The organism is Pseudomonas sp. CFBP 8771 (assembly GCF_014841695.1).
GTDB lineage: Bacteria > Pseudomonadota > Gammaproteobacteria > Pseudomonadales > Pseudomonadaceae > Aquipseudomonas > Aquipseudomonas baltica.
Genome location: NZ_JACYUJ010000004.1, coordinates 290,044 through 312,861, shown reverse-complemented (window position 1 = coordinate 312,861; position 22,818 = coordinate 290,044). Strand labels below are relative to the sequence as shown.

Annotated in this window: 16 protein-coding genes; 2 read left to right on the top strand and 14 right to left on the bottom strand. The window is 63.6% G+C overall.

The window, feature by feature from the left end:
• The first annotated feature begins 103 nt into the window (after window positions 1-103).
• Entirely contained in the window at window positions 104-994 is an 891-nt protein-coding gene (locus IFT80_RS11270) for an acyltransferase (RefSeq protein WP_192137569.1), read from the top strand.
• On the opposite strand, the gene IFT80_RS11265 is transcribed toward IFT80_RS11270, so the two are convergent.
• The 9 genes from IFT80_RS11265 to IFT80_RS11225 form a co-directional block, all read right to left on the bottom strand.
• The gene (locus IFT80_RS11265; RefSeq protein ID WP_122480429.1) at window positions 995-1,567 is read right to left on the bottom strand and encodes a DUF2780 domain-containing protein; all 573 of its coding nucleotides are present in this window, start codon (window positions 1,565-1,567) and stop codon (window positions 995-997) included.
• Window positions 1,568-1,911: 344 nt separating this feature from the next.
• Window positions 1,912-3,111: a formaldehyde dehydrogenase, glutathione-independent gene (fdhA, locus tag IFT80_RS11260; protein ID WP_122480430.1), complete on the bottom strand. Its 1,200-nt coding sequence runs from the start codon at window positions 3,109-3,111 to the stop codon at window positions 1,912-1,914.
• A 96-nt stretch (window positions 3,112-3,207) separates the two neighbouring features.
• The gene (purU, locus tag IFT80_RS11255; RefSeq protein WP_185794946.1) at window positions 3,208-4,065 is read right to left on the bottom strand and encodes a formyltetrahydrofolate deformylase; all 858 of its coding nucleotides are present in this window, start codon (window positions 4,063-4,065) and stop codon (window positions 3,208-3,210) included.
• A gap of 142 nt (window positions 4,066-4,207) precedes the next feature.
• A complete protein-coding gene (locus IFT80_RS11250; RefSeq protein WP_122480432.1) occupies window positions 4,208-4,840 on the bottom strand; it encodes a sarcosine oxidase subunit gamma in 633 nt (210 codons plus the stop codon).
• 155 nt (window positions 4,841-4,995) lie between these two features.
• Window positions 4,996-8,013, bottom strand: a complete 3,018-nt coding sequence (locus IFT80_RS11245; RefSeq protein ID WP_192137568.1) for a sarcosine oxidase subunit alpha — start codon at window positions 8,011-8,013, stop codon at window positions 4,996-4,998.
• The gene (locus tag IFT80_RS11240) at window positions 8,010-8,336 is read right to left on the bottom strand and encodes a sarcosine oxidase subunit delta (protein WP_122480434.1); all 327 of its coding nucleotides are present in this window, start codon (window positions 8,334-8,336) and stop codon (window positions 8,010-8,012) included. Before IFT80_RS11240 ends, IFT80_RS11245 begins: the two co-directional genes overlap by 4 nt.
• A 14-nt stretch (window positions 8,337-8,350) precedes the next feature.
• Window positions 8,351-9,601: a sarcosine oxidase subunit beta family protein gene (locus IFT80_RS11235; protein ID WP_192055818.1), complete on the bottom strand. Its 1,251-nt coding sequence runs from the start codon at window positions 9,599-9,601 to the stop codon at window positions 8,351-8,353.
• Between the two features lie 16 nt (window positions 9,602-9,617).
• Complete coding sequence (glyA, locus tag IFT80_RS11230; protein WP_122480436.1) at window positions 9,618-10,871, bottom strand: serine hydroxymethyltransferase; 1,254 nt, start codon at window positions 10,869-10,871, stop codon at window positions 9,618-9,620.
• Between the two features lie 161 nt (window positions 10,872-11,032).
• Window positions 11,033-11,743 carry a TraX family protein gene (locus tag IFT80_RS11225; RefSeq protein WP_192137567.1) on the bottom strand — a complete coding sequence of 237 codons (711 nt, stop codon included), beginning with the start codon at window positions 11,741-11,743 and terminating at the stop codon, window positions 11,033-11,035.
• 211 nt (window positions 11,744-11,954) lie between these two features.
• On the opposite strand from IFT80_RS11225, the gene IFT80_RS11220 reads away from it, so the two are divergent.
• Window positions 11,955-12,995 (top strand): threonine aldolase family protein, encoded by a 1,041-nt coding sequence (locus IFT80_RS11220; protein WP_122480438.1) that lies wholly within the window; start codon window positions 11,955-11,957, stop codon window positions 12,993-12,995.
• 177 nt (window positions 12,996-13,172) lie between these two features.
• On the opposite strand, the gene IFT80_RS11215 is transcribed toward IFT80_RS11220, so the two are convergent.
• The 5 genes from IFT80_RS11215 to aroK all read right to left on the bottom strand — a co-directional run bounded on the left by IFT80_RS11215 (window position 13,173) and on the right by aroK (window position 22,818).
• The gene (locus IFT80_RS11215; protein ID WP_122714560.1) at window positions 13,173-14,591 is read right to left on the bottom strand and encodes an FAD-dependent oxidoreductase; all 1,419 of its coding nucleotides are present in this window, start codon (window positions 14,589-14,591) and stop codon (window positions 13,173-13,175) included.
• 33 nt (window positions 14,592-14,624) lie between these two features.
• Window positions 14,625-19,073, bottom strand: a complete 4,449-nt coding sequence (gene gltB / locus IFT80_RS11210; RefSeq protein ID WP_185794942.1) for a glutamate synthase large subunit — start codon at window positions 19,071-19,073, stop codon at window positions 14,625-14,627.
• A 394-nt stretch (window positions 19,074-19,467) separates the two neighbouring features.
• A complete protein-coding gene (locus tag IFT80_RS11205) occupies window positions 19,468-21,042 on the bottom strand; it encodes an SPOR domain-containing protein (protein WP_192137566.1) in 1,575 nt (524 codons plus the stop codon).
• A gap of 70 nt (window positions 21,043-21,112) precedes the next feature.
• The gene (gene aroB / locus IFT80_RS11200; RefSeq protein WP_185794941.1) at window positions 21,113-22,216 is read right to left on the bottom strand and encodes a 3-dehydroquinate synthase; all 1,104 of its coding nucleotides are present in this window, start codon (window positions 22,214-22,216) and stop codon (window positions 21,113-21,115) included.
• An 83-nt stretch (window positions 22,217-22,299) separates the two neighbouring features.
• A complete protein-coding gene (gene aroK, locus IFT80_RS11195) occupies window positions 22,300-22,818 on the bottom strand; it encodes a shikimate kinase AroK (RefSeq protein WP_043191342.1) in 519 nt (172 codons plus the stop codon).

The following is a 22,818-nucleotide window of genomic DNA, read 5'->3' as shown; positions in this document are numbered from 1 at the left end:
CCGAGATAAAAGTGAAACATTTGTTGACGAAACCCTCGGGCAGAATTGGTTACAGGCGCGCTTGTGCTTATCATTGCCTGCTTCATGAAGCCAGAGTAGCCCTATGCGCCGCCTTCTCACCGGCTGTCTCGCGACCGCCCTTCTGCTGCTCAATACGCTGGTGTTGATCGGCCCCTTGCTGGTGTTCGCCTTGGTCAAGCTGGGGGTGCGTGGTCGCTGGCGCGACCGTGCCTCGGCGGCGGTCATGTGGACTGCCGAGACCTGGTCGGAGATCGACAAACTGATCTTCAAGGTCTGCACCCGTACCGAGTGGGATATTCGCGGGGCACGCGACCTGCGCAAGGGCACGTCCTATCTGGTGGTAAGCAATCACCAGTCGTGGATCGACATTGCCGCGTTGATCCAGGCACTCAACGGTCGCGCGCCGTTCTTCAAGTTCTTTCTGAAGAAGGAGCTGATCTGGGTACCGTTCCTGGGGCTGGCCTGGTGGGCGCTGGACTATCCGTTCATGAAGCGCTACAGCAAGGCGTTTCTGGACAAGCACCCACACCTCAAGGGCCAGGACCTGGAAATCACCAAGGCGGCGTGCGAGCTGTACAAGCGTCAGCCGGTGACCATCGTCAATTATCTGGAAGGGACTCGCTTCACCCAGGCCAAGCGCGAGCAGCAGGCCTCCCCTTTCCGCTATCTGCTCAAGCCCAAGGCAGGCGGCGTGGCCTTCGTACTGGCCGCGATGGGGCCGCAACTGGATCGCTTGCTGGACGTCACGGTGGTGTATCCGCACGGGCGTACCCCGGGCTTCTGGAACCTGTTGTGCGGGGATGTGCGCAAGGTGATCGTGGATATCAAGTCGCGCAGCATCGATCCGGGCCTGATCGATGGCGATTATGAAAACGATGCGGTATTTCGGCTCAAGGTCCAGAACTGGGTCAACCAGCTATGGACCGAGAAAGACCAATTGATCGGCACATTGCGCACCGAATCGGGACGTTGATCAGCTGCCGGTGGCGCCCCAGATGCTGCCCAGGCTTTGCAGCAACGGGCCGCCGACACCCTGCTGGCCCAGGTACTGAAGAATGACTGGCGCGAACTGACCGACCATGCCGCTGTTCATGCCCAGCGCGCTGAAGGCGCTGTTCATGTCGCTGGTGGTTTTCACGTCGCCAAGGGCGTTGTTCAGTGCGCTGATGTTTTTCTGGTCGGACTTGCCGAGCAGGCCGCTCAGGCCACCCAATCCACCCAAGGCGTTGTTGCCCGAAAGCTTGTCGATGCCGGGAACGGATTTGCTCAGTTGCGAATAGTCGGCGGTGCTGAGTTGATTCTTGGCCAGGCCCAGCATGGCGCCGGTGCCGCCGATGGCCTGGGTCGGAGTGATGTTCAGGGTCGAACCCAAGGTGTTCAGCAGGCCTGCGGCTTCCGGGGCTGCAGCGACGGCAGCGTTGTTGCCTTGCTTGCCGTTCTGCAGGGTGGAGGCGGCATTGACCGCGTCGTTCAGGTTGAAGGCGAAGGCGGGACTGGTGGCAACGGCCATCAGGGAAGCCAGGGCCATGGCGCGAGTGATGTTCATTGTGCAGCAACCTCGGGGACAGATAGACGGACCGTCGTCAAACGGCAGTTCGGTCCCATTATGTTCCTCGGGGGTGAAAATTGTGTAATGGCAAAGATGAAGCCACGTAGGAGCGGTCTGTGGCCGCGAAGGGCGCGCTGCGGTGATTCAGGTACTGCGCGGTGTACTCTTCGCGGGCAGAGCCCGCTCCCACAGGATTCAGGTACTGCGCGGTGTACTTTTCGCGGGCAGAGCCCGCTCCCACAGAGAACCGTGGCGCATCAGGCGCGACGCGTTGCGTTTTCGCGGGCAGAGGGCTCGTCGCCCGCCCCGCTCCCACAGGGAGGTTGTGGGAGCGGGTCTGGTCAGGCGGCGCTGAACAGCTTGTGCGGGTCGATGACGAATTTCTTCGGTACGCCCGCGTCGAATTCGCCGTAGCCGCGCGGGGCCTCGTCCAGCGAGATGACTTCCACGCCGACGATATCGGCGATCTTGATGCGGTCCCACATGATGGCCTGCATCAGCTGCCGGTTGTACTTCATCACCGGGGTCTGGCCGGTATGGAAGCTGTGCGACTTGGCCCAACCCAGTCCGAAGCGAATGCTCAGGCTGCCCATTTTCGCCGCCGCGTCCACCGCGCCCGGATCTTCGGTAACGTACAGGCCGGGAATGCCGATCTTGCCCGCCACACGCACCACGCCCATCAATGAGTTGAGCACGGTAGCCGGTGCTTCTGCCTTGGCCCCACTGTGACCGTGACCGCGTGCTTCGAAGCCTACCGCATCGACTGCGCAATCCACTTCCGGCTCGCCCAGCAAGGCGGCGATCTGCTCGTGCAACGGTGTGTCCTGGGACAGGTCGGCAATCTCGAAGCCCTGGGCCTTGGCATGCGCCAGACGTACCGGGTTGACGTCACCGATGATCACCACTGCCGCACCCAGCAGGCGCGCGGAAGCCGCGGCAGCGAGCCCGACCGGACCTGCACCGGCCACGTAGACGGTACTGCCAGGGCCAACGCCTGCGGTCACGGCACCGTGATAGCCGGTCGGCAGAATGTCGGAGAGGCACGTCAGGTCGCGGATCTTCTCCATGGCGGCATCGCGGTCCGGCAGCTTCAGCAGGTTGAAGTCCGCATAGGGCACCAGCACGAACTCGGCCTGGCCACCGACCCAGTCGCCCATGTCGACGTAACCATAGGCGCCGCCGGGGCGCGCCGGGTTGACGGTCAGGCAGACGCCGGTGTTCTGCTCCTTGCAGGAGCGGCAGCGGCCGCAGGCGACGTTGAACGGTACCGAAACCAGATCGCCGACTTTCAGGTGTTCCACGTCGCGACCGGCTTCGATGACTTCGCCCGTGATCTCATGGCCCAGCACCAGGCCGACCTGAGCGGTGGTACGGCCACGGACCATGTGCTGGTCGGAGCCGCAGATGTTGGTCGAGACCACGCGCAGGATCACGCCATGCTCGATGCGTTTGCCCCTGGGGTCCTGCAATTTGGGGAAATCGATATTCTGCACTTCGACTTTGCCGGAGCCCAGATACACCACTCCACGATTACCAGACATGCTTTCACCTCGCTGTTTGTTGTTTTTGAGCTTGGGTTTTGCGTGCTGCGGTCATGCGTTTGTTCGTGCGATGCCCTGACGCGGCTCGCGCCGCTGCTACAGCACTACCGTGCGGTTGGCGTTGAGGAACACGCGGCGCTCGATGTGGTAGCCGATGGCTCGGGCCAGGGTCAGGCATTCGATGTCGCGGCCCTTGGCGATGAGGTCTTCGGGGTAGTGACTGTGATCGACCACTTCTACACCCTGGGTGATGATCGGGCCTTCGTCCAGATCGTTGTTGATGTAGTGCGCCGTTGCCCCGACCAGTTTGACGCCTTTGTTGTAGGCCTGATGATAGGGTTTGGCGCCCTTGAAACCAGGCAGCAACGAGTGATGGATGTTGATCGCCCACCCGTCCAGACGCCGACACAGCTCTGGCGACAACACCTGCATGTAGCGGGCGAGGATCACCAGTTCGGCGCCGGCCTGCTCGATCACCTGCAACACCTTGCGCTCCTGGGAGGGTTTGTCCTTGGGGTCGAGCGGAAAATGGTAATAGGGAATGTCGTGCCAGCGCGCCAGCGGCTCGAGGTCCGGGTGGTTGGAGATCACCGCGACCACGTCCATCGGCAACTGGCCGATGCGCTGGCGGTAGAGCAAGTCGTTGAGGCAGTGATCGGCCTTGGAAACCATGATCACCACCTTGGGCCGGTATTGCGGCGCGGTCAACTCGAAGATCATGCCGAAGCTGGCTCCGCGCTCGGCGAGGCCTTCGCGAAAGGCAACTTCATCGAAGCCGTCGGGCTGACGAAACTCGACCCTGATGAAGAAGCGCGACGACAGTCGGTCATCGAACGAGTGGTGCTCGGTGACATAGCAGCCCTGCTCGAACAGGTAGCGCGTAACCGCATCCACCGTGCCCAATACGCTGGGGCAATCGGCGGTGAGGATCCAGGTGTCAGGGGCGCGGCTCATGGGTAGTCCTTGGTGTCGAGGTCGAAACAACTGTAGGAGCGGTCATCGGCCGCGAACGGCGCACGGTGGTATGTCCGATGCACCGCGGCGCCTGGTTCGCGGTCGATGACCACTCCCACAGGGCTGTGCAATCCCTGCACTGTCAGGCCTGGATGCTCAGCCCATACTCGGCCGAGGCATCCTGCAACCACAGCCACCAGTAATCGGCGAAGCTGCGGCGGATCAACAGCTCCCAGGTGTCCTCGTCGGTGCGGCGGATCACCAGCTGAGACTTGGCGAACACGGTGCCCACCGCCTTGCCTACCGGAAAATTGTTCGGGTGCACATCGTAGCTCGTGGACTTCATCAGCACGTCGCGCACGTTCGGCCCGCTCAGTTCGATCAGCGACTGGCCGCCGCTGACGTTGACCACCGCGACATGCAGCCCGGCCAGCGCTTCGCGCAGGCGTTGCTCGGTGGCCAGTTCCTCGCCACCGGGAACGATCAGCAGCCACTCGTCCGGGCCCAGCCACTGCAGCGACGTGTCGCCGCTGCTGACCAGGCTCAAGGCGCCGGGCAATTCCAGGCCGGTTGCCTTGTGCACGGCGCCGGCAAAGATCGGGTCATGGCCGTCGCCGCGCAGGGTCAGGTGACCCAGCAGCTTTTTCTCGCGCAGGGTCACACCGGCGCCCTGGCGACCCTTGCCCACCAGGCTGGCGAGGTCGGCATGGTGGAGCGGGTCTTCGGCCTTGGCGCCCGAAGCGGGGCGTTGCTGGTATACGTTGACTGTGGTCATTTTGCTGCACCTGTCAGTGAATGCTGTTCAAGCCTGTAAGAAGGTGGTGAGCTCCCGTAGGAGCGATCATCGGCCGCGAAGGGCTTGCTGCGGTAGGCCTGGCACACCGCGGCGTGCCTTTCGCGGCCACTGGCCGCTCCTACGGGCGCCTTGTGCTAGATGTTCTGCCGCTCGCCCTTCGGATCGAAGAACACCGAGGAGACGATTTCGGCTTCGATCACGCTGCCATCGGCCTGCGGCGAGAACACCCGTTCGCCCATGCGCTTGAGACCGCCCTTGACCACACCCATCGCGAACGAATAACCCAGCGAGTTGCTGGCATAGCTCGACGTTACGTGGCCGACCATGCTCATGGGGATGGCCTGCTTGGGGTCGAATACCAGCTGGGCACCCTCGGGCAACCACTTGTTCGGATCGACCGGCTTGAGGCCGACCAGTTGTTTGCGCTCGTGGCGCACGGTGTCTTCGCGGTTCATGCCGCGCCAGCCGATCCACGAGAAGGGCTTGGTCCGCCCGACACACCAGCCCATGTTCAGGTCGTCGGGGGTCATCGACCCGTCGGTGTCCTGGCCGACGATGATGAAGCCCTTCTCGGCACGCAGCACGTGCATGGTTTCTGTGCCGTAGGGGGTCAGGTTGTACTGCTTGCCGGCCTCGATGATCTTCTCCAGCACGCCCATGGCGTAGTCGGCCTGGACGTTGACCTCGTACGACAGCTCGCCGGTGAAGGAGATGCGGAACACGCGCGCCGGCACACCCCCCACCTGCCCTTCTTTCCAGGTCATGAAGCCGAAAGCGTCCTTGTCCAGATCGATGTCGGTCACTTCACTGAGCAGCTTGCGGCTGTTGGGGCCGGACAGGGTCAGGGTCGCCCAATGGTCGGTGACCGAAGTGAAGTAGACCTTCAGGTCTGGCCATTCGGTCTGCTGGTAGATTTCCAGCCATTGCAGGACCCGCGCGGCACCGCCGGTGGTGGTGGTCATCAGGAAGTGGTTGTCGGCCAGACAGGCGGTGACACCGTCGTCGAAGACCATCCCGTCTTCCTTGCACATCAGGCCGTAGCGTGCCTTGCCCACGTCCAGCTTGGTCCAGGCGTTGGTGTAGATGCGGTTGAGGAATTCGCGGGCGTCCGGGCCCTGGATGTCGATCTTGCCCAGGGTCGAGGCGTCCAGCAGACCGACGCTGTCGCGCACCGCCTTGCACTCGCGGGCGACGGCAGCATGGATGTCCTCGCCACGCTTGGGGAAGTACCAGGGGCGCTTCCATTGGCCGACGTCTTCGAACTCGGCACCGTTCTTCACATGCCAGGCATGCAGCGCGGTGAAACGCACCGGCTCGAACAGGTGGCCACAGTGACGCCCGGCCACCGCACCGAAGGTGATCGGCGTGTAGTTGGGGCGGAACATGGTGGTGCCCATTTCCGGAATGGTGACGTTCAGCGAACGGGCGGCGATGGCCAGGCCGTTGACGTTGCCCAGCTTGCCCTGATCGGTGCCGAAGCCCAGCGCGGTGTAGCGCTTGACGTGCTCCACCGACTCGAAGCCCTCACGGGTGGCCAGTTCGATGGCGGCCGCGGTGACGTCGTTCTGCAGGTCGACGAATTGCTTTGGCGCGCGCGCCGTGTCCTTGTCGTGAGGGACCTGGAACAACGCCAGGGTCGGTTCCTCTGCACGGTTCAAGACCTTGGGCAGGGTGCCTTCGACGATGCCGAAACCGGTCTCGGACGCTGCCCGGGCACCGCCTTCGAAACCGTCGGCCATGGCGTCGGCCAAGGCATACACGCCGTTCACGCCGCCCACGCACACGCGTTTCTGCGGCGCTTCGCCCGGCACGAAACCGAGGATGTCTTCACGCCAGACGGGTTTGCCGCCCAAGTGCGAGGCCAGGTGCACCACCGGGCTGTAACCGCCCGAGCTGCCGATCAGGTCGCAATCGAGCCATTCGCCGGGGCTGACTACCCTGTGCGCCTTGACGTCGATGGCAGCGACCCGGGCAGCGGTGACATGCTTGCTGCCACGAGCTTCGATCACCGCGCTTGCAGTCAGAATGCGAATACCCTTGGCGCGTGCTTCCTCGACCAGCGCGCCGCGCGGATTGTGGCGGGCATCGGCCACGGCAACCACCTTGAGGCCGGCGTCGTGCCAGTCCAGGGCCACGCGGTAGGCGTGGTCGTTGTTGGTCGACAGCACCAGTTTCTTGCCCGGCGCCACGCCGTAGCGGCGCACGTAGGTGGAGATCGCACCGGCCAGCATATTGCCCGGCACGTCGTTGTTGCCGTACACCAGCGGCCGCTCGTGGGTGCCGGTTGCCAGCACCACGCGCCCGGCGCGAACCCGGTGCATGCGCTGGCGGACCTGGCCCATCGGCGGTCGGTCGCCGAGGTGATCGGTGAGGCGCTGGTGAATGGTCAGGAAATTATGGTCGTGGTAGCCGTTGACGGTGGCACGCGGCAACAGCACCACGTCAGGCATGCCTGCCAGCTCGCGGATCACCGCGGCAACCCATTCGCCGGCCGGCTTGCCATCGAGGCTTTCACGGGTGTCGAGCAGCGAGCCGCCGAACTCTTCCTGCTCGTCGGCCAGGATCACCCGGGCGCCACTGCGCGCGGCGGCCAGAGCGGCAGCCAGGCCGGCAGGACCGGCGCCGACCACCAGCACGTCGCAGGTGCGGCTCATGTAGTCGTAGGAATCCGGGTCCACCTCGGTCGGCGAGCGACCCAGGCCGGCGGCCTTGCGGATGTACTTCTCGTAGGTCATCCAGAAGGACTGCGGGTACATGAAGGTCTTGTAGTAGAACCCCGGCGGCATCAGCTTGCCGCCGACCTTGCCGAGGATACCCATCATGTCGGTGTTGACGTTCGGCCAGCCGTTGGTACTGGTGGCGACCAGGCCTTGGTAAAGCGCCTGCTGAGTGGCCCGCACGTTGGGAATCTGGGTGGCTTCGGTGGCGCCGATCTGCAGCACCGCGTTGGGTTCCTCGGCACCCGCTGCGACAATGCCGCGCGGACGCGAATACTTGAAGCTGCGACCGATCACGTCGACGCCATTGGCCAGCAGGGCCGAGGCCAGGGTGTCGCCTTCATAGCCGATGTAGGTCGTGCCATTGAAGGTGAAGGTCAGCTTCTTGCTGCGCTCCAGACGTCCGCCGGTGGAGAGGCGATTGACCTGGCTCATGGCTTGTCTCCCGAGGCGATCTGCGGCGCCTCATCAATGGTCTTCTCGACGAACTGCGGCTGGCTGCCGATGCGATAGGTTTCCAGGATCTCGTAGGTCACCGTGTTGCGGGTCGCATTGAAATACTGGCGGCAACCGGCGGCATGGATCCACAGCTCGTGCTGCAGGCCGCGCGGGTTGTTGCGGAAGAACATGTACTCGCCCCATTGCGCGTCGGTGCACGCACCCGGGTCGAGCGGGCGGGCAATGTGCGCCTGGCCCGAGCAGTGGAATTCTTCTTCGCTGCGCAGCTCGCCACAGTGTGGACAGAAGATGTTGAGCATGGTGGTTTCTCCTGTCAGTGGGCGACGGCGGCGGCGCCGTGTTCGTCGATCAACGCGCCGTTGTGGAAGCGCTCGATGGAAAACGGCTTGGCCAGCGGGTGCATCTCGCCCGTGGCCAGGCTGGCCGCGAACACATGGCCCGAGCCCGGCGTGGCCTTGAAGCCACCGGTGCCCCAGCCGCAATTGAAGAACATGTTCGGCACCGGGGTCTTGGAGATGATCGGGCAGGCGTCCGGCGTGGTGTCGACGATGCCGCCCCACTGGCGGTTCATGCGCACCCGCGAGAGCACCGGGAACATCTCGACGATGGCCTGCAGGGTGTGTTCGATGATCGGGTACGAACCGCGCTGGCCGTAGCCGACCCAGCTGTCGATACCGGCACCGATCACCAGGTCGCCCTTGTCCGACTGGCTGATGTAACCATGGACGGCGTTGGACATGATCACGCTGTCGATGATGGGCTTGATCGGCTCGGACACCAGCGCCTGCAGCGGATGGGATTCGACCGGCAGGCGGAAACCGGCCAGCTTGGCCATGTGCCCGGAGTTGCCGGCGGTAACCACACCGACGCGCTTGGCACCGATGAAACCCTTGTTGGTTTCGACACCGATGCACACGCCGTTTTCCTTGCGAAAGCCGGTCACTTCGGTCTGCTGGATCAGGTCCACGCCCAGGGCATCGGCGGCACGGGCATAGCCCCAGGCCACGGCGTCGTGGCGGGCCACGCCGCCACGGCGCTGGACGGTGGCGCCGATGATCGGGTAACGGGTGTTCCTGGTGCAGTCCAGGTAGGGGATCTCTTCGGCCACCTGCTTGTTGTTCAACAGCTCGCCGTCCACGCCGTTGAGGCGGTTGGCGCTGACGCGGCGTTCGGAGTCGCGCATGTCCTGCAGGGTGTGGCACAGGTTGTACACGCCGCGCTGGGAAAACATCACGTTGTAGTTGATGTCCTGGGACAAGCCTTCCCACAGTTTCATGGCATGTTCGTACAGGTGGGCCGACTCATCCCACAGGTAGTTGGAGCGCACGATGGTGGTGTTGCGCGCGGTATTGCCGCCGCCCAGCCAGCCCTTCTCGACCACGGCCACATTGGTGATGCCGTGGACCTTGGCCAGGTAATAGGCGGTCGCCAGGCCGTGCCCGCCGCCGCCGACGATGACGACGTCGTAGACCTTCTTGGGGGTCGGTGTGCGCCACATGCGCTGCCAGTTTTCGTGGTGGCTGAGCGAGTGCTTGAAAAGGCCGAAGCCAGAATAACGTTGCATGGTGTTCACTCCACTCTCAGCGGTAGACCGGGAAGTCGCTGCACAGGGCCGTCACGTGACGGGCCACGTTGGCCTCGACGTCGGCATCGCCCAAATTGTCGAGGATGTCGCAGATCCAGCCGGCCAGATCAAGGCACTGGGCCACCTTGAAACCACGGCTGGTGACCGCTGGGGTACCGATGCGCAGGCCCGAGGTCACGAACGGTGACTGCGGGTCATTCGGCACGGCGTTCTTGTTCACGGTGATGTGCGCACGGCCCAGGGCGGCGTCGGCGTCTTTGCCGGTGAGGCCCTGGCGAATCAGGCTGACCAGGAACAGGTGGTTGTCGGTACCGCCGGACACCACGTCGAAGCCACGCTCGATGAACACGCCGGCCATGGCCTGGGCGTTGTCGATGACCTGCTGCTGGTAGGTCTTGAACTCGGGCTCCAGCGCTTCCTTGAAGCACACCGCCTTGGCAGCGATCACATGCATCAGCGGGCCGCCCTGGCCGCCGGGGAATACCGCGGCGTTGAATTTCTTTTCCAGGGCTTCGTTGGCACGGGCCAGGATCAGCCCGCCACGCGGACCGCGCAGGGTCTTGTGGGTGGTGGTGGTGACCACGTCGGCGAACGGGATCGGGTTGGGGTACAGGCCAGCGGCAACCAGCCCGGCAACGTGGGCCATGTCGACGAACAGGTAGGCTCCGACCTTGTCGGCGATTTCACGGAAGCGAGGGAAGTCGAGGGTCTTGGAGTAGGCCGAAAAGCCGGCAATGATCATCTTCGGCTGGTGCTCGACCGCCAGGCGCTCGACTTCGTCGTAGTCGATCAGGCCGGTGTCGGTGTCGATGCCGTACTGCACGGCGTTGTAGAGCTTGCCGGAGAAGCTGACCTTAGCACCGTGGGTCAGGTGACCGCCATGGGCCAGGCTCATGCCCAAGACCGTATCGCCGGCCTGCAACAGTGCCAGGTAGACCGCGGCGTTGGCCTGGGAACCCGAGTGCGGCTGGACGTTGGCATAGTCGGCACCGAACAGCTGCTTGGCGCGATCGATGGCCAGTTGCTCGACCTTGTCCACGTGCTCGCAGCCACCGTAGTAGCGCTTGCCCGGATAGCCTTCGGCGTACTTGTTGGTGAGGCCGCTGCCCTGGGCTTCCATCACGCGCTTGCTGGTGTAGTTTTCCGAGGCGATCAGTTCGATGTGGTCTTCCTGACGCTGGTCCTCGGCGTTCATGGCAGCCAGCAGGACGTCGTCATAACCTTGGATCTGATCTTGTTTGCTGAACATCGCGGTCTCCCCAGCGGCGGCGTGGCGCCTGGCATGTTGGACGAAGGCGACCGGCAACGGCTGCCTCCCTTGATTGCGATGGTAGGGCCGGCGCGATCCGACCAAATGCCTGCGCGCGCCTTGCAGAGGTTCGTTTACGACATGGCGCGATCAGGCCAGCGTCAGAGTGCCCGCAACAGCAGGCGCAGGCCCAGCAGGGCGAGGAAATGCAGGGGGTAGATGGCGTACGCCCAACGGCGCATGGGGACAACTGCCTGGTGTATCCCGACGCGCAGCACCAGCAGGCCCAGCCCTGGTGCCAGCAGACAGGCAACGATGCCGCCGATTGCCGGCCAGTAGAAGTGCCGCGCGGATTCGAACAGGTTGGCCCAGGCGTTGGCGGCCAGGCACAGCACGCCCAGGGGCAACGCCCAGTACAGCGGGCGCTGCCAGGCCAGGACAAACCCCAATGGCAGCAGCACGCCCGCCAGACCGAACATCAACTGGTGGTCGAACAACGCCGCCACGGCAACCACCGCGCAGCCAAGTGCGACCATGGCGGGTTGTCGACGTTGCTGCCAGGCCTTGGCCACGATCAAGCCCAGAGCGAGGGTGGGCAGCACGTTGAGAGTGTCGGCCGGGTAGACGAACAGGCGGTAGGGGATTTCAGACAGAGCGGCAAAGCTCAGCAACCAGGCCAGGTAGCGGCCGCCCAGGGGAGCCTCAGGGCGGCGCGTCAGGTTGGCGGCAATCGCCAGGCAGAACCAGGGGAAAGCCAGGCGGCCCGGCACGTAGAGGAAGTCCAGCGACCAGCCGACATAGCGCAGGTGGTCGAGGACCATGCACAGCATGGCCAGCCATTTGAGCAGATCCAGTGCGTGATGTCGGATCATCCGAGAAAAAGCTCCAGTTTTTGGGTTGTCATACCGGCCTCTTCGCGGCGACAGACCGCTTCCACGCGAGCCTCACACAGCGCAGGAGCTGTCCGCATGGACGACACGTTTCCCGTAGGAGCGGCCAGTGGCCGCGAAGAGGCCCGCCTAGACGACACATCTTTCACAGTTGGTTTACAGTGCCCCCATACCTAACACCAAGGACCCGCCCATGAACGACCAAACCCAACAGTTCGCCAGCGACAATTATTCGGGCATCTGCTCCGAGGCCTGGGCGGCCATGGAGCAGGCCAACCAGGGCCATCAGCGCGCCTATGGCGACGATCAATGGACCGCACGCGCCGCCGATGAATTCCGCCGCCTGTTCGAAACCGACTGTGAAGTGTTTTTCGCCTTCAACGGCACTGCGGCCAACTCCCTGGCCCTGTCGTCGCTGTGCCAGAGCTACCACAGCGTCATCTGCTCGGAAACCGCGCACGTCGAAACCGATGAGTGCGGTGCTCCGGAATTCTTCTCCAACGGTTCCAAACTGCTGACAGCACGCACCGAGCTGGGCAAGCTGACCCCTCAGGCCATTCGCGAAGTCGCGCTCAAGCGCCAGGACATCCACTACCCCAAGCCTCGCGTGGTCACCCTGACCCAGGCCACCGAAGTGGGCAGCGTGTACCGCCCCGAAGAACTCAAGGCCATCAGCGCCACCTGCAAGGAACTGAACCTGAACCTGCACATGGACGGCGCGCGCTTTGCCAACGCCTGTGCGTTTCTGGGCTGTACACCGGCCGAGCTGACCTGGAAAGCGGGAGTGGATGTGTTGTGCTTCGGCGGCACCAAGAACGGCATGGCCGTGGGCGAGGCCATTCTGTTCTTCAACCACCGGCTGGCCGAAGATTTCGACTATCGCTGCAAGCAGGCGGGGCAGCTGGCGTCGAAGATGCGTTTCCTGTCGGCGCCTTGGGTGGGGCTGCTGGAGAACGATGCCTGGCTCAAGCATGCGGGGCACGCCAACCATTGCGCGCAACTGCTCAAGGCGTTGGTCGAGGGTATACCGGGGGTGGAGTTGATGTTTCCAGTAGAGGCCAACGGGGTGTTTCTGCAGATGCCGGAACCGGCGCTGGAAGCCCTGCGCGCCAAGGGCTGGCGCTTCTACACCTTCATCGGCAGCGGCGGCGCTCGCTTCATGTGCTCATGGGACACCGAGGAAGCCCGCGTGCGCGAGCTGGCCCGCGACATTCAGGCCGTAATGGCCGCCTGAGCACCGGGTCGTCCCGTTCGCGGCCACGGACCGCTCCTACATCTCGCTCATGCCACCGCAGTTCCACCGTAGGAGCGGTCATCGGCCGCGAAGGGTGCGCCGCGGTATGGCTGAACACCCCGCGGTGCTCTTTTCGCGGCCGATGACCGCTCCTAGCTCACCACCGCCCAGTCTGACTCAGACTTCCAGGTAATCCAGGATCCCTTCGGCAGCGTTGCGGCCTTCGAAGATGGCGGTCACCACCAGGTCCGAACCGCGGACCATGTCGCCGCCAGCGAAGATCTTCGGGTTGCTGGTCTGGTGCTTGAACCGACCCTGCTCCGGCGCCACCACGCGGCCCTGGCTGTCGGTCTGGATGCTGTGGTCCTGGAACCACGCCGCCGGGCTTGGGCGGAAACCGAAAGCGATGACCACGGCATCGGCCGGGATGATCTCCTCGGAACCCGGAATCGGCTCGGGGCTGCGACGGCCACGGGCATCGGGTTCGCCCAGACGGGTTTCGACCACCTTCACCCCTTCGACCTTGTCTTCGCCAACGATGGCGATCGGCTGGCGGTTGTAGAGGAATCTGACCCCCTCTTCCTTGGCGTTCTTCACCTCTTTGCGCGAGCCCGGCATGTTCGCCTCGTCACGCCGATAGGCACAGGTCACCGCCTTGGCACCCTGGCGAATGGAGGTACGGTTGCAGTCCATCGCCGTATCGCCACCGCCCAGCACCACGACCTTCTTGCCCTTCATGTCGACGAAATCTTCCGGCGACTTTTCGAAGCCCAGGTTGCGGTTGACGTTGGCGATCAGGAAATCCAGGGCATCGTGCACGCCAGGCAGGTCTTCACCGGGGAAGCCGCCCTTCATGTAGGTGTAGGTGCCCATGCCCATGAACACCGCATCGTATTCTTCCAGCAACTGCTCGACGCTGATGTCCTTGCCCACCTCGGTGTTCAGGCGGAACTCGATGCCCATGCCGGTGAAGACTTCGCGCCGATTGCTCAACACGCTCTTCTCCAGCTTGAACTCGGGGATACCGAAGGTCAGCAGGCCGCCGATTTCCGGGTTCTTGTCGAACACCACCGGGGTCACGCCACCGCGCACCAGCACATCGGCGCAGCCCAGACCGGCCGGGCCGGCGCCGATGATGGCGACGCGCTTGCCGGTCGGCTTGACCTTGGACATGTCCGGGCGCCAGCCCATGGCAAACGCGGTGTCGGTGATGTACTTCTCCACCGAACCGATGGTCACCGCGCCGAAGCCGTCATTGAGGGTGCAGGCACCCTCGCACAGACGATCCTGCGGGCACACCCGGCCGCACACTTCAGGCAGGGTGTTGGTCTGGTGCGACAGCTCGGCGGCGGCGAGGATGTTGCCCTCGGCCACCAGTTTCAACCAGTTGGGAATGAAGTTGTGCACCGGGCACTTCCACTCGCAGTACGGGTTGCCACAGCCCAGGCAGCGGTGGGCCTGGTCGGCCGACTGCGCGGGTTTGAAGGGCTCGTAGATCTCTACGAACTCTTTCTTGCGTTGACGCAACAGTTTCTTCTTCGGATCTTTGCGCCCGACCTCGATGAACTGGAAGTCATTACTCAGACGTTCAGCCATTGTTAAAACCTCATCAAACTGTTCAGGCGCATATCACTGCGGGTTGGCACGGGTGCTGGACAGCAGCGATTTCAGGTTGGCGGCCTTGGGCTTGACCAACCAGAAGCGACGCAGATAGTCGTCCAGGTTTTCCCAAAGGTTGCGGCCCCATTCGCTGTCGGTTTCGGCGACGTATTCGGCCAGCACGCGCTCCAGGTGAGTACGGTAGGCCTCCATGGCTTCGCCACTGATGCGCTGGATTTCCACCAGCTCGTGGTTGACCCGGTCGACGAAGCTGTTGTCCTGGTCGAGCACGTAGGCGAAACCGCCGGTCATGCCCGAGCCGAAGTTGTAGCCGGTCTTGCCGAGCACGCAGACGAAACCGCCGGTCATGTATTCGCAGCAGTGATCACCCGTGCCTTCCACGACCGTGTGGGCACCGGAGTTGCGCACCGCGAAACGCTCGCCTGCGGTACCGGCGGCGAACAGCTTGCCACCGGTGGCGCCGTACAGACAGGTATTGCCGATGATGGCACTGTCCTGGGTCTTGAACGGGCTGCCCTTGGGCGGCACGATCACCAGCTTGCCAGCGGTCATGCCCTTGCCGACGTAGTCGTTGGCATCACCCTCCAGGTACATGTTCAAGCCACCGGCATTCCAGACGCCGAAGCTCTGGCCCGCAGTGCCCTTGAAACGGAAGGTCAGCGGATTGGCGTTCATGCCCTGGTTGCCATGCAGCTTGGCGATTTCCCCGGAGATGCGCGCGCCGATGGAGCGGTCGCAGTTGCAGATGTCCATCGCGTATTCGCCACCGGTCTTGCCCTGAATCGCCGGCAAGGCCATTTCCACCATCTTCTCGGCCAGCAGGCCCTTGTCGAACGGCGGGTTGCGCTCCACCTGGCAGAACTGCGGCTTGTCGGCTGGAATATGGTCGCTGCCCAACAAAGGGGTCAGGTCCAGGTGCTGCTGCTTGGCGGTTTCACCCGGCAGCATTTCCAGCAGATCGGTGCGCCCGATCAGCTCGCCCAGGCTGCGCACGCCCAGCTTGGCCAGCCACTCGCGGGTTTCCTCGGCCACGTAGGTGAAGAAGTTGATCACCATGTCGACCGTGCCGATGTAGTGATCCTTGCGCAGCTTCTCGTTCTGCGTGGCCACGCCGGTGGCGCAGTTGTTCAGGTGGCAGATGCGCAGGTATTTGCAGCCCAGGGCAATCATTGGCGCGGTGCCGAAGCCGAAGCTCTCGGCACCCAGGATCGCCGCCTTGATCACGTCCAGGCCGGTCTTCAGGCCGCCGTCGGTCTGTACCCGCACCTTGCCGCGCAGGTCGTTGCCGCGCAGGGTCTGGTGGGTTTCAGCCAGGCCCAGTTCCCACGGTGCACCGGCATACTTGATCGAGCTCAGCGGCGATGCACCGGTGCCACCGTCGTAGCCGGAAATGGTGATCAGGTCGGCATAGGCCTTGGCCACGCCAGCGGCGATGGTGCCCACACCTGCCTCGGCCACCAGTTTGACCGACACCAGCGCGGCCGGGTTGACCTGCTTGAGGTCGAAGATCAGCTGCGACAAGTCCTCGATGGAGTAGATGTCGTGGTGCGGCGGCGGCGAGATCAGCGTCACGCCAGGCACGGCATAGCGCAGCTTGGCGATCAGGCCGTTGACCTTGCCGCCGGGCAGCTGGCCGCCCTCGCCGGGCTTGGCGCCCTGGGCCACCTTGATCTGCAGCACTTCGGCGTTGACCAGGTATTCGGGAGTGACACCGAAGCGGCCGGTTGCGATCTGCTTGATCTTCGAACTGCGCACGGTGCCGTAGCGCGAAGGGTCTTCGCCGCCTTCACCGGAGTTGGAACGCGCACCCAGGCGGTTCATTGCCTCGGCCAGCGCTTCGTGGGCTTCGGGCGACAATGCACCCAGGGAAATGCCCGCCGAGTCGAAACGCTTGAGAATCGCTTCCAGCGGTTCGATCTGGTCCATGCCCAGCGGCTCGTCGAGCGTCTTGACCTTGAGCAGGTCGCGGATCATCGACACCGGACGGTTGTCGACGATCGCGGTGTATTCCTTGAACTTGCTGTAGTCGCCCTGCTGCACGGCGGCCTGCAGGGTGTTGACCACGTCCGGGTTGTAGGCGTGGTACTCGCCGCCGTACACGAACTTCAGCAGACCGCCTTGCTGGATCGGCTTGCGCGGGCTCCAGGCCTCGGCGGCAAGGGCTTTCTGCTCGGCTTCCAGGTCGACGAAGCGCGCGCCCTTGATGCGGCTCGGCACACCACGGAAGCTCAGCTCGCAGACTTCCTCGGACAGACCGATGGCCTCGAACAGCTGGGCGCCGCGGTACGACGCCACGGTGGAGATGCCCATCTTCGAGAGAATCTTGAGCAAACCCTTGGTGATGCCCTTGCGGTAGTTCTTGAACACCTCGTAGAGGTCGCCCAACACTTCACCGGTGCGGATCAGGTCGCCCAGCACTTCATAGGCCAGGAACGGATAGACCGCCGAAGCGCCAAAGCCGATCAGCACGGCGAAGTGATGCGGGTCGCGGGCGGTGGCGGTTTCCACGAGGATGTTGCTGTCGCAGCGCAGGCCCTTTTCGGTCAGGCGGTGGTGCACCGCACCGGTGGCCAGCGACGCATGCACCGGCAGCTTGCCCGCAGCGATGTTGCGGTCACTGAGCACCAGCAAGGTACGTCCGGCGCGTACCGCTTCCTCGGCCTGATCGGCGATGTTGCGCACGGCCGCTTCAAGGCCCATGGCTTCGTCGTAGTTCAGCTCGATGACCTGCCGATCGAACCCCGGCCGATCCAGGTTCATCAGCGAGCGCCACTTGGCGGGCGAGATGACCGGCGAGCTGAGGATCACCCGCGAAGCATGCTCCGGGGATTCCTGGAAGATGTTGCGCTCGGCACCCAGGCAGATTTCCAGGGACATCACGATCGCTTCGCGCAGCGGGTCGATCGGCGGGTTGGTCACCTGCGCGAACTGCTGGCGGAAATAGTCGTAAGGCGTGCGCACGCGACGCGACAGCACGGCCATCGGCGTGTCGTCGCCCATCGAACCCACGGCTTCCTGGCCTTGTTCACCCAGTGGGCGCAACACCTGGTCGCGCTCCTCGAAGGTCACCTGGTACATCTTCATGTACTGCTTGAGCTGGTCGCTGCTGTAGAAGGCCGAACCGTGGTCGTTGTCTTCCATGGTCGACTGGATACGCAGCGCACTCTTGCGCAGCCACTGCTTGTAAGGGTGGCGCGACTTCAGGCGGTTGTCGATGTCATCGGTGTGCAGCACCTGGCCGGTTTCGGTGTCGACGGCCAGGATCTGGCCCGGGCCCACACGCCCCTTGGCGATGACGTCCTCGGGCTGGTAGTTCCACACGCCGATTTCCGAGGCCAGGGTGATGTAGCCATTCTTGGTGGTGACCCAGCGCGCCGGACGCAGGCCGTTGCGGTCGAGCAGGCACACGGCATGGCGGCCGTCGGTCATGACCACGCCGGCCGGCCCATCCCAGGGCTCCATGTGCATCGAGTTGTATTCGTAGAACGCCCGCAGGTCCGGGTCCATGGTCTCGACGTTCTGCCAGGCCGGCGGAATCAGCATGCGCACGCCACGGAACAGATCGATACCACCGGTGACCATCAGTTCGAGCATGTTGTCCATGCTCGAAGAGTCGGAACCCACGCGGTTGACCAGCGGGCCGAGCTCTTCCAAATCCGGGATCAGATCGTTGGCGAACTTGGCGCGACGGGCCAGCGCCCAGTTGCGGTTGCCGGTGATGGTGTTGATCTCGCCGTTGTGGGCGAGAAAGCGGAATGGCTGGGCCAGCGGCCATTTCGGCAGGGTATTGGTGGAGAAGCGCTGGTGGAACACGCAGATGGCGGTCTGCAGACGCTCGTCGGACAGGTCTGGATAGAAGGCCGTGAGATCGGCCGGCATCATCAGGCCTTTGTAGATGATGGTCTTGTGCGAAAAACTGCAGATGTAGTGATCGGTGTCGGCGGCATTGGCCACGGAGGACCGGCGGCGGGCACTGAACAACTTGATCGCGAACTGCTGATCGCTCAGGCCTTCGCCCCCGACGAACACTTGCTGGATTTTTGGCAGGCGCTCAAGGGCCAGGCGGCCCAGCACGCTGGTGTCGATCGGTACGTCGCGCCAGCCGACCAACTGCAGGCCGGCAGCCTCGATTTCGCGGTTCATGTTTTCGCGGGCCGCTTGGGCGCGTACCGGGTCTTGATTGAAGAAGACCATGCCCACGGCATATTGCTTGGGCAGTTCGTTGCCGAAGTGCTGTTGGGCGATGGCACGCAGAAACAGGTCGGGCTTCTGGATCAGCAAGCCGCACCCGTCGCCGGTCTTGCCGTCGGCGTTGATCCCACCGCGGTGGGTCATGCAGGTCAGGGCCTCGATGGCCGTTTGCAACAGGTTATGGCTGGGCTCACCCGACATATGGGCAATCAGGCCAAAACCGCAGTTATCCTTGAATTCATCCGGACGATACAGACCTGTTTTCATAGACACATTCTCACCAGGCTGCCTCTTGTTCGAGGCAATTTCTTTTCGATTCAACTAGTTACCACACGCGCCGAACGTTCGCCGGCTTTGCGGGGGCAAAAGGGAGGTCATTGTACACAGCGCTACGGGTGGTCACAAATTCAGCGACGAAATCAATAACTCATTTGTCGCAAATGTGAACGTTTCCAGCAGGCTATTGTGATAGCGACTTGAGCTGGATTCTGAATCCCGCAGCCTGACAGTGCAAGCCCGCATGCCTGCAGGGCCCGTGCTTGAGCCTTTCAGAGCAAACCAGGGGACAGGGACGGCGAAGCCTGCCTCGCAGTGCGGGGCAGGCTCGGGATTCAGATGACGCCGGAGGGTGGGGCGGCGGGGATAGGGTGCCGCCCGACAATCAGCGAGCTGTCGCGAGGTCCTGTTGGACGCTGGCGACAGTGCGTGGCCAAGGTTTACCAGCCTGGACCTTGGCTGGCAAGTTCTTGATGGCGGCAACGGCGGCATCACGGCTGGCGAAGCTGCCATAGGTGATCACGTAGAGCGGTTTGCCTTGCAGGGTTTTCTTGAAGTAGCGGAACTCGCCACCCTGTTCCTTGACGTAGGCCTGCGCAGCGCCTTCGTTGCTGGTCCCCAGAATCTGCACCACATAATTGCTTGGCGACTGCCCGGCATACCAGCTGCCGCCGGCGGCAGGTTTGCCGGCCGCTGCAGGGGCCGCCGGAGCTGGCTTGGCCGCCACGGTGGGCGCAGGCGCAGGCTTGACGGCAGTGGTCGGCGCAGGTTTGGTGGTTGCTGGCGGAGCTGTCTGACGCGCAGGCGCCGGGCTCGGCGCAACCGCTGCAGGCGAACCTGCCGGCACACCGGCTGGCGGTGCGATGGTGGTCACGGTAGGCGGCTGCGGCGACGTATTCACCGCGTCGCCCGTCTCTTCTCCGTCGCCCATGCCGGTGGACTCGGCCAGCGGGCCACGCATGACCGGCTGCTGTCCATTCATCGGCAACGACTGCGAACTGCCATTGAATTCGACCGATGGATTGCCGTTGTTGGACTGAGCTGCACTTGGCTGCCCCTGCCCCATTGGCAACTGGGCCTGTTCTGTCGTGCTCGGTGCCTTGCCGTCGCGGCTGGGGATCAGCCAGGCGGCAGCCACAGCGACGACGACAACGGCGGAAATCGCCAATACGTGTTTCTTAGGCATCTTAAACCCCATAGCAGGACGCTTCACCGACGAGCGGCTAGCGATCATGGCCTCGATCAGCGCGTCACGAGCAACCTGGTTGATGGCTCCTGGCCAACCATCCGAGTTCTCGTGAATGTCGGCGATCTGATCATTGGTGAGCAACTGGATTCCCTTACCGGCACCCTCCAGACGCAGGGCCAGGTATTCGCGGGTTTCCTCGAGGCTGTACGGTTGCAGCTCGATCACGTGGAACAATTCCTGCCCGGCGCTGAACTGCTCCAGGCCCGCGATCAATGAAGGCTCGCCGAACAGGAACACATGTGGGCGCCCGTCCGCGGTGCCCGCCGCCAACGCCAGCAGGGCTTCGAGTGCGGATTCGTCGAGTTGTTCCGCGTCGTCCACCAGCAGGTAGACTTCCTGCCCGGTCAGCCCCAGCTGGACGATCTGCGCCAGCAGGGCCGGCACTTCCAGAGTATTGAGGTTGAGCGATTGGGCGACCTGGGTCAGCACGCTGGCGGCATCGCCGGCTCCGCGCGCCGACACCACGATGCTTTGCACCGACTGCTTGTTGGTACTGGCGACCAAAGCCTGGCGCAGCAGGGTCTTGCCACTGCCATGCGGGCCGGTAACCACCAGCAACAGCTGGCTATAGCGCGCCAGATGGTGCAATTGGCCCAGCACCGGCTTGCGCTGGGCCGGGAAGAATTTGAAGCCAGGCACCCTTGCGGCGAAGGGGTCATGATCCAATTGGTAGTGGCCGAGAAAGGCCTCATCGGCATGCAGACTTGTCATCGAACTCTCGTAGAACAAAGGTGGATCGTTGATGGGTTGCTGGAAACACGTCCTGCTGGAACAGGCTCCACTAGGCTTCCAGCCCGGCGACGATGGCGCGGTAATCCGCTTCCAGGGTCGCCTGAAGCACATCGTGCGGGTAGTCGGCGGTGATCACTGCTTCGCCGATGCTGCGCAGCAGCACCAGGCGCAGACTGCCATCCAGCACTTTCTTGTCGATTGCCATGTGCTCGAGGAAATCGGTCGGCGTCATTTCCGCCGGCGGCACCACCGGCAGGCCGGCGCGCTGCAGCAGACGAATGCCGCGATCCCGCTCGGCCTGGGTGATCCAGCCAAGGCGCATGGACATCTCCAGCGCCATCACCGTACCGGCCCCCACGGCCTCACCGTGAAGCCACACACCATACCCCATATGGGTCTCGATGGCGTGGCCGAAAGTATGCCCCAGGTTCAGCGTGGCGCGCACACCGGACTCGCGTTCGTCCGCACCCACCACTCGTGCCTTGGCCTCGCAGGAACGGGCAATGGCCAGCGTGAGGGCCGCCTGATCGAGCGCCCGGAGGGCATCGACGTTATCTTCCAGCCAGCCCAGGAACGGTTCGTCGCAGATGAATCCGTACTTGATCACCTCCGCCAGCCCCGCCGACAGCTCGCGCGGCGGCAAGGTGGCCAGGGTGGTGGTGTCGATCACCACCGCCTGCGGCTGATAGAACGCACCGACCATGTTCTTGCCCAGCGGATGGTTGATGCCGGTCTTGCCGCCCACCGACGAGTCGACCTGGGACAGCAGCGTGGTCGGCACCTGGATGAAATCGACACCGCGCTGGTAGCAGGCAGCAGCGAACCCGGCCATGTCACCAATGACACCGCCGCCCAAGGCAATGACCGTAACGCGCCGATCCAGCCGTGCCGTGAGCATGGCATCGAAAATGGTCTGCAGGGTTTCCCAGTTCTTGAACGCTTCGCCGTCCGGAAGCACCACGGGCACCACCGAATAGGCGCCCAGGGTCTGGGTCAGGCGATCCAGGTAGAGCGGCGCCACCGTGGCGTTGGAGATGACCGCCACCTTTCGCCCGGCAATGTGCGGGGCCAGCAGCCCAGCCTGATCTAGCAGCCCTTCGCCAATGTAGATCGGATAGCTGCGTTCGCCGAGGTCAACCTTGAGTGTCTGCATGTGTCCCCACTATTGTTCTGTGAATCGAATGCCGTCAAACGGCGCCCTGCGCCGGTAGCGGATAGCCGCGCGTACGGCCGCCTTCAGCGCGGCGGCAGGCGTTGCAGGCGTTCGAGGATATCGAGGACCACCATGCGCGGTGGGCGCTCGTCGGTCTGCACCACCAGGTCGGCGATCTCGCGGTACAGCGGATCGCGGATTGCCAGCAAGGCCCGCAGCGTGGCCTCCGGGTTGGCGGTGCGCAATAGAGGCCGATTGCGATCGCGTGCCGTGCGACCGACTTGCTGTTCGACCGAGGCGTGCAGGTAGACCACGCGCCCGCCGGCGTGCAATGCCTGGCGGTTTTCATCACGCATGACCGCGCCACCGCCGGTAGCCAGCACCAGGCCGTCGAACTCGCACAGCTCGGCCAGCATGGCCTGCTCGCGGTCGCGAAAGCCGGCCTCGCCTTCCTGATCGAAGATCCACGGGATATTCGCTCCGGTACGGGTCTCGATTTCCTTGTCGGAATCCTTGAACGGCAACCGAAGCTCTTTGGCCAGCAAACGGCCAATGGTGCTCTTGCCTGCACCCATTGGCCCAACAAGTATCAAATTTCGCAC

Excerpts from the sequence above, each read along its gene's own strand:
- IFT80_RS11270 (WP_192137569.1), top strand. The coding sequence starts at position 104 with ATGCGCCGCCTTCTCACCGGCTGTCTCGCGACCGCCCTTCTGCTGCTC.
- IFT80_RS11265 (WP_122480429.1), bottom strand. The coding sequence starts at position 1,567 with ATGAACATCACTCGCGCCATGGCCCTGGCTTCCCTGATGGCCGTTGCC.
- fdhA (WP_122480430.1), bottom strand. The coding sequence starts at position 3,111 with ATGTCTGGTAATCGTGGAGTGGTGTATCTGGGCTCCGGCAAAGTCGAA.
- purU (WP_185794946.1), bottom strand. The coding sequence starts at position 4,065 with ATGAGCCGCGCCCCTGACACCTGGATCCTCACCGCCGATTGCCCCAGC.
- IFT80_RS11250 (WP_122480432.1), bottom strand. The coding sequence starts at position 4,840 with ATGACCACAGTCAACGTATACCAGCAACGCCCCGCTTCGGGCGCCAAG.
- IFT80_RS11245 (WP_192137568.1), bottom strand. The coding sequence starts at position 8,013 with ATGAGCCAGGTCAATCGCCTCTCCACCGGCGGACGTCTGGAGCGCAGC.
- IFT80_RS11240 (WP_122480434.1), bottom strand. The coding sequence starts at position 8,336 with ATGCTCAACATCTTCTGTCCACACTGTGGCGAGCTGCGCAGCGAAGAA.
- IFT80_RS11235 (WP_192055818.1), bottom strand. The coding sequence starts at position 9,601 with ATGCAACGTTATTCTGGCTTCGGCCTTTTCAAGCACTCGCTCAGCCAC.
- glyA (WP_122480436.1), bottom strand. The coding sequence starts at position 10,871 with ATGTTCAGCAAACAAGATCAGATCCAAGGTTATGACGACGTCCTGCTG.
- IFT80_RS11225 (WP_192137567.1), bottom strand. The coding sequence starts at position 11,743 with ATGATCCGACATCACGCACTGGATCTGCTCAAATGGCTGGCCATGCTG.
- IFT80_RS11220 (WP_122480438.1), top strand. The coding sequence starts at position 11,955 with ATGAACGACCAAACCCAACAGTTCGCCAGCGACAATTATTCGGGCATC.
- IFT80_RS11215 (WP_122714560.1), bottom strand. The coding sequence starts at position 14,591 with ATGGCTGAACGTCTGAGTAATGACTTCCAGTTCATCGAGGTCGGGCGC.
- gltB (WP_185794942.1), bottom strand. The coding sequence starts at position 19,073 with ATGAAAACAGGTCTGTATCGTCCGGATGAATTCAAGGATAACTGCGGT.
- IFT80_RS11205 (WP_192137566.1), bottom strand. The coding sequence starts at position 21,042 with ATGACAAGTCTGCATGCCGATGAGGCCTTTCTCGGCCACTACCAATTG.
- aroB (WP_185794941.1), bottom strand. The coding sequence starts at position 22,216 with ATGCAGACACTCAAGGTTGACCTCGGCGAACGCAGCTATCCGATCTAC.